Annotated in this window: 9 protein-coding genes; 6 read left to right on the top strand and 3 right to left on the bottom strand. The window is 59.6% G+C overall.

What is annotated here, in order from left to right:
* Nucleotide 1: 1 nt before the first annotated feature.
* Both AC1ROR_RS18835 and AC1ROR_RS18830 read right to left on the bottom strand, forming a co-directional pair.
* On the bottom strand, nucleotides 2-3,067 hold the full coding sequence (locus AC1ROR_RS18835) for a helicase-related protein (RefSeq protein ID WP_498590452.1): 3,066 nt from the start codon (nucleotides 3,065-3,067) through the stop codon (nucleotides 2-4).
* A gap of 426 nt (nucleotides 3,068-3,493) precedes the next feature.
* Nucleotides 3,494-4,819, bottom strand: coding sequence for a ubiquinone biosynthesis hydroxylase (locus tag AC1ROR_RS18830; RefSeq protein WP_498590451.1), 1,326 nt, complete (start codon nucleotides 4,817-4,819; stop codon nucleotides 3,494-3,496).
* Here AC1ROR_RS18830 and tesB point away from each other — a divergent pair.
* From tesB to AC1ROR_RS18800, 6 genes are all read left to right on the top strand, one after another.
* Nucleotides 4,795-5,679 carry an acyl-CoA thioesterase II gene (gene tesB, locus AC1ROR_RS18825; protein ID WP_498590349.1) on the top strand — a complete coding sequence of 295 codons (885 nt, stop codon included), beginning with the start codon at nucleotides 4,795-4,797 and terminating at the stop codon, nucleotides 5,677-5,679. The genes AC1ROR_RS18830 and tesB overlap by 25 nt on opposite strands.
* 213 nt (nucleotides 5,680-5,892) lie before the next feature.
* Nucleotides 5,893-6,243, top strand: a complete 351-nt coding sequence (locus AC1ROR_RS18820) for a P-II family nitrogen regulator (protein ID WP_498590348.1) — start codon at nucleotides 5,893-5,895, stop codon at nucleotides 6,241-6,243.
* A 29-nt stretch (nucleotides 6,244-6,272) separates the two neighbouring features.
* Nucleotides 6,273-7,622 carry an ammonium transporter gene (locus tag AC1ROR_RS18815; protein WP_142174320.1) on the top strand — a complete coding sequence of 450 codons (1,350 nt, stop codon included), beginning with the start codon at nucleotides 6,273-6,275 and terminating at the stop codon, nucleotides 7,620-7,622.
* A gap of 218 nt (nucleotides 7,623-7,840) precedes the next feature.
* Nucleotides 7,841-10,513 (top strand): DNA translocase FtsK, encoded by a 2,673-nt coding sequence (locus AC1ROR_RS18810; protein WP_498590347.1) that lies wholly within the window; start codon nucleotides 7,841-7,843, stop codon nucleotides 10,511-10,513.
* A gap of 50 nt (nucleotides 10,514-10,563) precedes the next feature.
* A complete protein-coding gene (locus AC1ROR_RS18805) occupies nucleotides 10,564-11,289 on the top strand; it encodes an outer membrane lipoprotein carrier protein LolA (RefSeq protein WP_051796093.1) in 726 nt (241 codons plus the stop codon).
* A gap of 221 nt (nucleotides 11,290-11,510) precedes the next feature.
* The gene (locus AC1ROR_RS18800) at nucleotides 11,511-12,314 is read left to right on the top strand and encodes an exodeoxyribonuclease III (protein WP_498590346.1); all 804 of its coding nucleotides are present in this window, start codon (nucleotides 11,511-11,513) and stop codon (nucleotides 12,312-12,314) included.
* A gap of 19 nt (nucleotides 12,315-12,333) precedes the next feature.
* Here the strand turns inward: AC1ROR_RS18800 and AC1ROR_RS18795 are convergent, their stop codons facing one another.
* Nucleotides 12,334-12,789 (bottom strand): cyclic nucleotide-binding domain-containing protein, encoded by a 456-nt coding sequence (locus AC1ROR_RS18795; protein ID WP_498590345.1) that lies wholly within the window; start codon nucleotides 12,787-12,789, stop codon nucleotides 12,334-12,336.
* Nucleotides 12,790-12,935: the final 146 nt, after the last annotated feature.

Here is a 12,935-nt window from a genome sequence, read left to right as displayed (position 1 = left end):
CTTACTTCTTCAGCTGCTCCTTGAGGGCAGCGAGCTTTGCGAAAGGTGAATCCGGATCGAGCGGCTTCTCCTTGCGGGGAGGCTTGGCTTCGAAACGCTGCTGACCCTGCGGTTTTCCGCCGCGGTCATTACGGTCCGGCCTGTCCTTGCGCTCGCCGCGATCCTGACGATCGTTGCGATTGCCGCGGTCAGGGCGTCCACCATCACGCTTGCGCTCACCCTCGCCACCGCGATTGGCGGCTTCGCGATTTGCGCCGTCACGATTATCGCGACGGCCTTCACCACGACGCTCGCTTTGCTCGCGCGCACCATCACGGCCTTGACCGCGATTGCCCGGACGACGGTTTTCGCTACGCTGGTTCTCGTTGCGGCCACCCGGGCGCCACAGAAGAACGGGCTTGGGTTCGGCAACCTCAGTGCTTTCCGCAGGCACGGTCTCACCAACCGCAGCTTCGTCGCTGACGGCTTGCGCGACCGGCGTTTCCTCGACGGTTTCAACAGCCGCCGTTTCGGATGCCTGTTCTTCCGAAGCGGGCTCATCCTGCTCGGCCTCAGCGCTTTCCTCTTCCGCCACCGCCTCAGTGGCGGCCGGAGCAGCAGCGCCGGTCTGGCTGGCGAGGAAGGCCTGCGCCTCTTCCGCCGTCACCTGGTCGGCACGGTAGCCGAGACCCTTGAGGATCTCCTCCATGTCGTCGAGCGTCGCGCCGAGAATGGAGAGCATCGCGGTCGTTGTCGTGAAGCGACGGCCATCATAGGCGCCTTCCGGGCGCGGCTGCTGGCCGGGCTTCCACTGCAACAGCGGACGAATGAGATCAGCCAGACGCTCGAGAATGTCGATACGGACCGCACGCTTTCCAAGGAAACGGAAACCGGCAAGCTTGTAGAACATGCGCTCAAAGGCGGGGTCCGTTACCACGGAGGTGCGGCCGGCAGCCAGCACCGGAATGAGATCGCCATAACCCGGCTTGCCGAGGCCATCATTCTTCAGCGCCCAGAGCAGCGTCACAAGCTCGGCCGGAGCCGGCTTCAGCAATGCAGGCAGGAAGACGTGATAGGCGCCAAAACGCACGCCGTAGCGACGCATGGAGGCGCGCGCATCCTGATCCAGCGACTTCACGTCTTCGGTGACGTCGCGGCGGAACAGAACGCCGAGATTTTCGACCAGCTGGAACGCCAGGCCCTTCGCCAGACCCTGAAGGTCTTCGGCGCGTGAAATATCGTCCAGCGGCTTCAGCACGGTCGCAATCTGGTGATTGACGAAACGTTCGACGCGCGCCAGCGCGTGATCGCGGGCATTGCCGCTCAACTGTTCGTCGGCAAGCAGGATCACACGCGGCTTCATGATGTTGTCACCTGCCGAAAGGCGGGCCACCGGCTCGCCCAACCAGCGAACCAGACCATCGGAGCTCAAAGCAAGATCGCCATTTCCACTGGCGTGCAGACGCGCGGCACGCGCCTCGTATTCGAGCGCGAGCGCCTTTTGCGCCGCAGCCTGCACGGCCTTCTGATCCGGCCCTTCCATTCCCGGCACCGGCGTGAACCGGAACCCGGCCAACTGGCCGACGTGATGTCCTTCTACGAAGACATCACCATTTACACTGATTTCAGCTTCAAGCATCGCATTCTCTCTCAGGCGCCTCATGAGCACAGATGTCCTGCGATCAACAAAGCGTTTCGTCAACCTTTCATGTAGCGCATCGGACAATCGATCCTCGATTTCCCGCGTCTTTTCTTGCCAGTGTGTCGGATCGGCAAGCCATCCTGGGCGGTTCGATACATAAGTCCATGTTCTGATCTGCGCAATCCTTGCAGACAGGGTATCGATCTCTCCATCCGTGCGATCGGCGCGGCGTACCTGCTCTGACATGAAATCTTCGTTCACCGCGCCGCGTTTTACGAGGTCGAAATAGAGCGTCGATATCAGGTCGGCATGCTGGGCAGGCGCGATACGGCGATAGTCGGGAAGCGCGCAGGCCTCCCATAGTTTTTCCACCCGCGCATCCGTCGTCGTCACGTCGATGATCTCGGGATAACGCGACAGATATTCCAGCGCCTGCTGGTCGATTGCGGGCAAGGCCCGGGAAAGCCCCTGGATCGTGGGTGCCACATCAAGGCTCATGCGCAGATTGGCGATGGAGGAAAAATCGAAATTTTTCGTCCGCCATTGCAGCACCTTCACCGCATCGAACTGATGGGTTTCGATACGTTCCACCAATTCGTCGTCAAAGGGATCAACGCGCCCCGTTACGCCAAAGGTGCCGTCTCGAAGGTGGCGGCCGGCGCGGCCGGCGATCTGGCCGATCTCACCCGGATTGAGATTGCGGAACTGGTAACCGTCAAATTTACGGTCCTGCGCGAAGGCGACATGATCGACATCGAGGTTAAGCCCCATGCCAATGGCGTCCGTCGCGACAAGATATTCGACATCGCCGGACTGGTAGAGCCCGACCTGGGCATTGCGCGTTCGCGGCGAAAGCGCCCCCATCACCACAGCCGCACCGCCGCGCTGGCGCCGCACCAGCTCTGCGATGGCATAAACCTCTTCCGCCGAAAAGGCGACGATGGCCGTGCGTTGCGGCAGGCGGGTAATCTTTTTCTGGCCCGCATAAAAAAGCTGCGACAGGCGCGGCCGCTCGACCACGGTAATTCCAGGCAGCAGCTTCTCAAGGATCGGGCGCATTGTGCCTGCCCCCAGAAGCAGGGTTTCCTCCCGCCCGCGCAAGTGCAGCACGCGGTCGGTGAAGATGTGGCCACGCTCCAGATCGCCGGCCAGCTGCACCTCGTCGATCGCGACGAATGCGGCCGTCGTCTCGCGCGGCATGGCTTCCACCGTGCAGACCGAATATTTGGCTTTGGGAGGGGAAATCTTTTCTTCGCCGGTAATCAGCGCCACATTCGGCGCACCCACTTTTTCAACGAGACGGGTATAGACCTCCCGCGCCAGAAGGCGCAGCGGCAGGCCGATGACACCGCTGCCATGCGCCACCATCCGCTCGATCGCATAGTGGGTCTTGCCGGTATTGGTGGGGCCGAGAACGGCCGTGACACCGCGGCCGCTCAGGATCATGGGGCGAAAATTCAACGTACTATCCGCGAATCGACTTCATCTGCTTGCCGTGCCGGCCGCCATTGCTGGTACGGTCCGCACGCACCACACATGGCAATGCCCGCCGACAAAGGCAATAGGCCTTGCCCGTAAAGTGGGTCGCGGCTGTTGCTGCAGCAACTTTTCCGTTCAGATTCAGCGGGTTGAGAGGACAAAAAGAATCCGGCGAAAACGAAATCGATTCGGTTGCGGAACAGTCTGCGAACGAATCGAATACGAATCGCTGACTCGGTGGGATTCAGCTTTTGTTCCCCACAGCATCTGGTTGGCAAACCGGCGTCCCATACCAGATTGTGAATCCGGGTAAGTCCTTGCCCGGATTCAAGTTTGCAGCACCGACTTTTGACCCCAAATACCGGAATCGGCTGTCAAGCCGCAATCGCGGTATCAGAGCGCCTCGCCGGCGAGCAAACGTGGCGCGTTCGCATCTGTCGTTCCGGCGGCCTGCCCGATGAAATAGGATTTCAGCGCCGGCAAACGATCCACAACACCCAGACCGAAATCCCGCATGATGCGGATGGGACCGACATCGTTGGAGAAAAGCCGGTTCAGCACATCCGTCGTCACCCCCATCCGCAAGGTGTCGAAACGCCGCCACGACTGATAACGCTCCAGAACATTGAGCGAGCCGATATCGAGACCGAGACGGTCAGCCTCGACCACGGTTTCGGCCAGGGCCGCGACATCCTTGAAGCCAAGATTGAGGCCTTGGCCCGAGATCGGGTGAATTCCGTGCGCTGCATCGCCGGCAAGCGCAAAACGCGGCGCGACGAAGGAGCGCGCCAGCGTCAACCCCAGCGGAAAGGCACGGCGCGGACCGACGGGTCTGACAGGGCCGAGCTTGTGGCCGAACCGGCGCTCGAGCTCTTCCTCGAACACCAGATCATCGGAGGCGACCAACCTGTCGGCATCGGCCGTCCGTTCCGTCCAGACCAGCGACGAACGGTTTCCTTTCAGCGGCAGGATGGCAAAAGGCCCAGAGGGCAGGAAATGCTCCTCCGCACAGCCCTCATGCGGCCGCTCATGTTCGACGGTGGTAACGATACCGGACTGGTCATAAGCCCAGTGCACTGTCTTGATGCCCGCCATATCCCTGAGCGCCGAGCGAACGCCATCGCAGGCGACAAGCAGCCGCGCTTCCAGCGCCGAACCGTCGGAAAGCGAGATGGATGTCGATTGCGAGCCCGCGGTAAACCCGGAAACACTAAGGCCATGGCGGATTTCTATGCCAAGGCGCTCGCACAGGCCGCGCAGCGCGCCCACCATCGCCACATTCGGAACCATATGGGCGAAGGGCCTGCCCTCTTCCACCACACCGTCGAAGGTCAGAAATACCGGACGGACAGGGTCGGCAGTTTTCGAATCAGTAACGATCATCTTGTTGATCGGCTGGGCTTCCGGCTCGATTTCACTCCATATCCCGAAAACATCGAGCATGCGCGTGGCCGCCGCGATGATGGCAGAGGCGCGGACGTCCTTCTCCCAGACATCCTCTGGAGCCGCCTCAACCACCTGCACGTTAAGATGCCGGGCCGCCTGCTTAATTGCGACAGCAACGGAAAGACCGACATATCCGCCGCCTGCGACCACCACGTCGAGCATCGCGCTTCTCCTCAAATCTTGTGCACGCATCATCGGCGCACTATAGACCATGTGACGTCTTCCTACAGCTGGAGCAGGCCGAAAAAATGTCGCATCCTTTGCAAACGTCAGACCCGATGGCCAATCTCATCGCCACGCTCGATCTCGAAAAGCTGGAAGAGAACCTGTTCCGGGGCGAAAGCCCGCAAATCGGCTGGCAGCGGGTCTTCGGCGGCCAGGTCATAGCGCAAGCCCTGATCGCGGCGCAAAGAACCGTGGATGACGACCGCCTCGCGCACTCGCTGCATGCCTATTTCATGCGCCCCGGTGATCCGCTCGTCCCCATCCTCTACCAGGTGGAGCGTATCCGCGACGGCGCCAGCTTCTGCACCCGCCGTGTGGTCGCCATCCAGCACGGCAAGGCGATTTTTTCCATGTCCGCGTCGTTTCAGCTATTCGAGGACGGCTTTAATCATCAGATAAAAATGCCTGACGTGCTGCCGCCCGAAAAACTGATGAGCGAGGAGCAGATGCAGGCAGCCTTCCTTGCCAATGCACCCGCTTCGATCCGCAAATACTGGAGCAACAAGCGCCCGATCGAGATAAGACCGGTGTCGCTGACCCATTATATCTCGAAGGAAAAACTCGAACCGCAGCAGGATATATGGGTTCGCGCCGTCGGCGAAGTACCCGACAATCCGCGGTTCCAGTCGGCCATTCTCGCCTATCTGTCGGACATGACCCTGCTCGACACATCGCTCTACGCCCATGGAACGACGATCTTCGATCCTTCCATTCAGGTGGCGAGCCTCGATCACGCCATGTGGTTCCACCGCCCCTGCCGGCTGGATGACTGGCTGCTCTATACGCAGGATAGCCCCAGCGCCTCCGGTGCGCGCGGTTTGACGCGTGGCAATATTTTCACCAGACAGGGTGAGCTGGTCGCCTCCGTCGCACAGGAAGGTTTGATCCGCAAAAGGGCAAATGATTAAATAATGTGCTTTTCTAGAAAATCGCACATTTAATAGACGCAAATTTCGTCGACAAATGCCCCTTTTTCAGACGAATTTCATATAAGTTTTATATTTCAATAACTTATATCCACCCATCAAAACTGGCACGCCCTTTGAATGTATGTCCGCAGTCGCTGTTACTGATCTGCCAGCGGCAAGGAGAGTCGGCTCCGTGCCGAGGACAAACAAAGGATGGGAAACCAGATGAAAATTGTGATGGCCATTATCAAGCCGTTCAAGCTGGATGAGGTGCGCGAAGCGCTCACCGGCGTCGGCATCCAGGGCCTGACCGTGACCGAGGTTAAGGGTTACGGACGCCAGAAGGGACATACCGAGATTTATCGCGGCACGGAATATGCGGTGAGCTTCCTTCCAAAACTGAAGATCGAGATCGCGGTTCCATCCGACGTCGTCGACAAGGCCGTTGAGGCGATCGCATCTGCGGCAAAGACCGGGCAGATCGGTGACGGCAAGATCTTTGTCCACTCTATCGAACAGGCCGTGCGCATCCGTACCGGCGAAACCAACACAGAAGCGCTTTGAAGCACGGCTGACAGGGGAGTTTTCTAGCTATGCAACTCAACAAGTTTTCAACGCTCGGCAAGCTGGGCGCCGGTGTGGCGGCCCTGATGGCACCGGCCATCGCCTTTGCCCAGGAAGCCGCGCCGGCAGTAGCGGCGGCGGCGCCCGTTCCGGAAAAAGCCGACACCGCATTCATGTATGTCGCGACGATCCTCGTGCTTTTCATGATCATTCCGGGTCTCGCCCTGTTTTACGGCGGTCTCGTCCGTACCAAGAACATGCTCTCCGTCCTCATGCAGTGCACGGTCGTCGCTGCAGTCATGATGCTCGTCTGGGTAATCTACGGTTATTCCTTCGCCTTCGGCGGTGGCACCGGCCCTTATTTCGGCGGCTTCGGCAAGCTGTTCCTCTCGGGCGTTTCGCTTGACAGCACGTCGGCAACCTTCTCCGAAGGCGTGGTGATCTACGAATACACCTTCATCGCTTTCCAGATGACCTTTGCGGCCATCACGCCTGCGCTGATCGTCGGTGCCTTTGCGGAACGCGTGAAGTTCTCCGCCGTCATCCTCTTCACCATCCTGTGGGCAACCTTCGTCTATTTCCCGATTGCACACATGGTATGGGACGCGAACGGCCTGATCTTCGGCATGGGCGCTCTCGACTTCGCTGGCGGCACGGTCGTTCACATCAATGCCGGCGTGGCAGGCCTGATCGGCGCGATCATGGTCGGCAAGCGTACCGGCTTCGGCAAGGACATGATGGCACCCCACTCCATGACGCTGACGATGGTCGGCGCGGCCATGCTGTGGTTCGGCTGGTTCGGCTTCAATGCCGGCTCCAACCTCGAAGCATCGGGCGGAGCGGTTCTGGCAACCATGAACACCTTCCTCGCAACCGCAGCAGCCGTCGTTTCCTGGTCGCTGGTTGAAAGCTTCACCCGCGGCAAGGCTTCCATGCTGGGCGCTGCTTCGGGCATGATCGCCGGCCTCGTCGCCGTCACGCCTGCGGCCGGCTCGGTTGGACCGATGGGTGCGATCGTTCTCGGCCTCATCGTTTCGCCGATCTGCTACTTCTTCGTCTCGGTCGTGAAGAACAAGTTCGGTTACGACGATACGGCTGACGTCTTCGGCGTCCACGGTATCGGCGGCATCATCGGCGCCCTCGGCACCGGCATCTTCACCTCGCCGCTGCTTGGCGGCACGGGCAAGGCGGACTTCTCCATCGCCTCGCAGGTCTGGACGCAGTTCGTCGCCGTCGCCATCACCATCGTCTGGTGCGCCATTGTCTCGGCAATCCTCTACAAGATCGTCGACGTCATCGTTGGCCTGCGGGTTCCGGTGGAAGCGGAACGCGAAGGTCTCGACCTCGCAACCCACGGCGAAGCCGCCTACCACTCTTAAGACCCGGGAAAAGGGGTTCTCCATCCCCTTACCCAAAAGAAGGCCCGCTCCGGCGGGCCTTTTTCTTTGCCGTAAATGCACATGCGACTGCAAAAAACCGCATGGTTAACACGACATTAACCAGCAAGCGGTTAGTTTTCCCTGTCAATCCGGGATCAGGTCACCTGCCGGATCTTGCCGAAACCAGGAAAAACGACGGGTTCAGGGACATGGGCAGAATGCAATCTCCGACATTCGATGGTCGTCACACGCGCTTCGTGCTGACGGCGTTTTTCGTGCGGCAGATCATGGCTCTCGCCGGTTTCGCTTTGCTGGCCACGATTTCACTGGGTATTGCGGCCCTCGCCACATGGAATGTGGCGGATCCGAGCCTCTCCTATGCCACGGGAAACCAGCCTACCAATCTTCTGGGCTACAGCGGCGCCATCTTCGCCGATATCGTGATGCAGTTCCTCGGGCTCTCCGCAATCATCTCGCTTTTGCCGGTCATTGCCTGGGCGATCGCGCTCATCGCCGGACGCAGGTTCAACCGGATACCCGCCCGCCTTGTTGCCTGGGTTGCCGGCGCGATCGTCTGCGCCGCTTCGCTCGGCTGTTTTCCAGCACCCGTAACCTGGCCGCTGCCAAACGGCATTGGCGGCGTTATCGGTGATATGATCCTGCGCTTCCCCGCCCTTTTCATCGGCGCTTACCCAACCGGCACCATAGCGACAGTGCTGGGCGTTATATTTGCGGCTCCCGCTGCCTGGCTGATGCTCTTTGCCGCCGGCCTGATGGGAAGCCCGGAAGATAGCCTGGAACTGGAAGAACGCGCGCCCGTGTCGAACAAGGCACGCGCCGTCCGTGAGGCTGAAGAAGACGATGACGACGGTGAAGGCTTCTTCGCCAATATCCTCGCTTTTGGCGCCATGGCGCATTACTGGTACATCACCCAGGCCCGCTTGCGCCGCCTGTTTGGCATCAAGTCCAAATCCCTGCATGACGAATTCGAACATCCCTATGATTTCAACGAATATGAATTCGGCACGTTGAACGAACCGTCCCGCCTCAAGACGGCGATCAACCGCCTCGACCAGCGCGCGGAACCGTCTTTCGAGGAACGCGCCGCATCGCGCCGGCAGATGTCGCCTCCCTCCATCGCACTCGATCATGATGGTGAAATGGATGACGAGCCGCATTTCGATGCGGACGGGCGACGCCTGCCCAACGGTATTCTCTCGGACGATGACAGTGCCGACGAATCCGACCCGAAGTTCATTGCAAGACAGGCACCGGGACGCGGTCAGCCCAGAATAACCGCCCCTTCCGCACGCCCCAAGCCGAGCGAGCGCGTGGCACGCGAGGCGCAGGCCTCCTTCATCGCCGCCGACGGCTTCCAGCTGCCCTCCGTCCATCTTCTGGCGGAGCCGAAGAATATCGTGCGCGACAACACACTGAGCGAGGAAGTGCTGGAGCAGAATGCCCGCCTGCTCGAAGGCGTTCTCGAAGATTTCGGCGTCAAGGGCGAGATCATTCATGTTCGCCCCGGCCCGGTCGTGACACTCTACGAACTGGAACCGGCACCCGGCATCAAATCCTCGCGCGTCATCGGCCTTGCGGATGATATCGCCCGCTCCATGAGTGCCATTGCCGCGCGCGTGGCCGTCGTTCCCGGCCGCAACGCCATCGGCATCGAGCTTCCGAACCAGACCCGCGAAACCGTGTTCCTGCGGGAACTGGTTGGCAGCCGCGATTTCGAAAACAGCAAGGCCAAGCTTGCCATGGCGCTCGGCAAGACCATTGGCGGCGAACCCGTCATCGCCGATCTCGCCAAGATGCCGCATCTGCTCGTTGCCGGCACCACCGGTTCGGGCAAATCCGTCGCCATCAACACCATGATCCTGTCGCTCATTTACCGCATGTCGCCGGAACAGTGCCGCCTGATCATGATCGATCCGAAAATGCTGGAACTGTCGATCTATGACGGTATTCCACACCTGCTCTCCCCTGTTGTCACCGATCCGAAAAAGGCCGTTGTTGCCCTGAAGTGGACGGTGCGCGAGATGGAAGAGCGCTACAAGAAAATGTCGAAGATCGGCGTTCGCAACATCGACGGCTTCAACAGCCGCGTGCAGCAAGCCCTCGACAAGGGCGAAATCCTCACCCGCACGGTGCAGACCGGCTTCGACCGCCAGACCGGCGAGGCGATGTATGAAACGGAAGAATTCGACCTGAAGCCCCTGCCCTACATCGTCGTCATCATCGACGAAATGGCCGATCTGATGATGGTAGCAGGCAAAGACATTGAAGGCGCCGTGCAGCGTCTGGCGCAGATGGCCCGCGCCGCCGGCATCCACGTCATCATGGCGACTCAGCGTCCGTCCGTCGACGTCATCACCGGCACCATCAAGGCAAACTTCCCGACCCGCATCTCCTTCCAGGTAACGTCGAAAATCGACAGCCGCACCATTCTGGGCGAACAGGGCGCGGAACAGCTGCTCGGCATGGGTGACATGCTCTATATGGCCGGTGGCGGCCGCATCCAGCGTGTGCACGGCCCGTTCGTCTCCGACAACGAAGTGGAAGAGATCGTCGCTTATCTGAAGACCCAGGGATCGCCGGAATATCTGGAAGCGATCACCGAGGAAGACGACGAGGAAGGCAATGGCGGCGGCCCGGCCGGGACAGGCAATTTCTCCGATTCGGAAGACCCTTACGATCAGGCCGTGGCGGTCGTGCTGAGGGACGGCAAGGCCTCCACCTCCTATGTGCAGCGGCGTCTGGGCATCGGTTACAACCGCGCCGCCTCGCTGATCGAGCGCATGGAACAGGAAGGCATTATCGGCCCTGCCAACCATGCCGGAAAACGCGAAATCCTCGTACCGACGGAATCAGACATCATCGAGCGATAACGTCCGCAACCAAGCGGGGTTGAGAAGCGTTATTACACGCTTTCAACGTCATGAAGCCGCCGCCTTTTATGCGGACAATCGCTGCGATGAAGGAGAACAGAATGAACGACCTCACCACCGGCGAAACTGCAGCCGCAAACGCACCGCAAAACGGCGTGACGCGACGCGGCGTGCTGACGGCATTTTCCATGGCAGCCGCCATGGCCGGCCTGTCGCCGCTCAACGCATTCGCGCAGGCCGCCGGCAATGGCGCGACCGCGCAGAAAATCGCCAACCACTTCTCGTCAGTCAAAACCATGATGGGTGAATTTGTACAATTCGGTCCCCGTGGTGAGCAGACCGGCGGCAAATTTTACATCGAGCGGCCGGGCAAGCTTCGCTTCAATTATGAGGACCCCTCGCCCATGCGCGTCATCGCCGATGGCAAGAATGTCGTCATAGGCAACATGAAGCTGAAGACATGGGATCTATATCCGCTGTCGAAGACCCCTCTCAGCCTGCTTTTGTCCGACAAGATCGACCTCGGCAACCAGAAGGTCCGGGACGTGAAGGAAGAGTCGGACCTGACCACCATCGTGCTGGGCGACAAGAGCATCTTCGGTGATTCCACCATTACCCTGATGTTCGACCCGAAAACCTTCGATCTAAGGCAGTGGACGACGACCGACGCCCAGAACAAGGACACGACCGTCATGATCTTCAACGTCCAGACGGGCGTGAACCTCGACGAACGCGTCTTCAACATCAATTACGAGGAAGTCCGCAAACGCGGCTGAGGTTTCGAACCTGCGGGAATCCTTCGAAAGGCGGCCTTGCGGCCGCCTTTTTATTTTGCGGCTAAAATCCATTCCTGTTTTCATCGCGATGTTATAAGCCTGCGCTCCGGAAACATGCTCCGAAACAACGGGCTTCGGGGCGACTGCGCATTTCCAGGAAAAGTGGCCATCGGTTTTCCGTCCGGACATGCGACAAAACACTCTAGAAGCGGAGCACATGCATGTCGTTTTCGATAACCACCTGGAACATCAACTCGGTCAGGCTCAGAATGCCGATCGTTGAGCAGTTTCTGGTGCGTTACAAACCCGATATTCTCTGCCTGCAGGAAACGAAATGCCCGAATGGCGAGTTTCCGATGAAACCGCTGAAGGCGCTCGGTTATGAGCACGTCATCATCCACGGCCAGAAGGGCTATCACGGTGTGGCCATCGCCTCGAAAATCCCGCTCACCGAAGACCATCGGCAGGACTATTGCGGCATCGGAGACGCACGGCATATTTCCGCGATTTTTCAGGTGGGATCGCGCCGCGTGCGGCTGCATAATTTCTACGTTCCCGCCGGCGGTGACGAACCAGATCGTTCGATAAACCCCAAATTTGGCCACAAGCTCGATTTTATCGAGGAAATGAAGGCGCTCCGCGCCGATGGCGTGCCGGGCACCTCTTCCATTCTCGTCGGCGATCTCAATATCGCACCGCTTGAAAATGACGTCTGGTCGCACAAGCAATTGCTGAAGATCGTCAGCCATACGCCGGTGGAAACCGACGGCATGCTCGATATCATGAAGAAGGGCAACTGGCTCGATCTGATGCGGCTGAACGTGCCTGATAATGAAAAGATTTATACCTGGTGGAGCTACCGCGCCAAGGATTGGGAAGCCGCAGACCGTGGCCGCCGTCTCGACCACATCTGGTCGTCTCAGGATCTAGGCCCTTCGCTTGAAAAAATCGACATATTGCGCGAGGCACGCGGCTGGAACCGGCCATCGGACCACGTCCCGGTTACGGCCCATTTCCGTTTCTGACCATGTGGTTTGAGCGGCGTCAGGCGAAGCGGTTCTGCAAACGGGCCGCACCTGTCGCCAGAGCCGCGATATTATGGCGAATGCGCGCCGATACGATATCGGCAACCTCCGGAAACTCCTCCACCAGCCGGTGAAAGAGGATACGCGTGATGCGGATGACCTCGGAATCCTCCGCGGCCACAGCGGTGAATTTCCGTTCGCAGAGCGTAAAAAGCGCCAGTTCGGAAAGTAGGGCACCCTTGCCGGGCGTTGCCTGCAGCGCAGGCTTGCCGTCCCTTCCTGCAGTAAAGAGCTCGAAATGGCCCGATGTCACCGCAAAGGCGCATTCAGCCGGTGAATGTTCCCGAAACAGTGTCTGGCCTGCCGAGATGCGGCGACGCTCCGCGCCGAAGGCAATCAGCCGCAGCTGGTCATCGCTGAAGCCCGCAAACAACGGCACTTGCCCCAGAAGCATGATATCGTCCGTCAACGCCATGTTTGATCGCTACTCCAGAAAGCCGCCTGCCCTATTATAGCGGTTTTCCAATATCGGTCTTCAAAATACAAGCTGTTAGAACGCCGTGCGTTTTCTCAAACGCACGGCGCCAGCTTTGGAATAGGGATGTAATGCCAGGCGATCGG

The organism is Agrobacterium sp. GW821-FHT14E08 (genome assembly GCF_058803865.1).
Note: the sequence above shows the minus strand (reverse complement) of the source record. Positions and strands in the feature narration are given on the sequence as shown.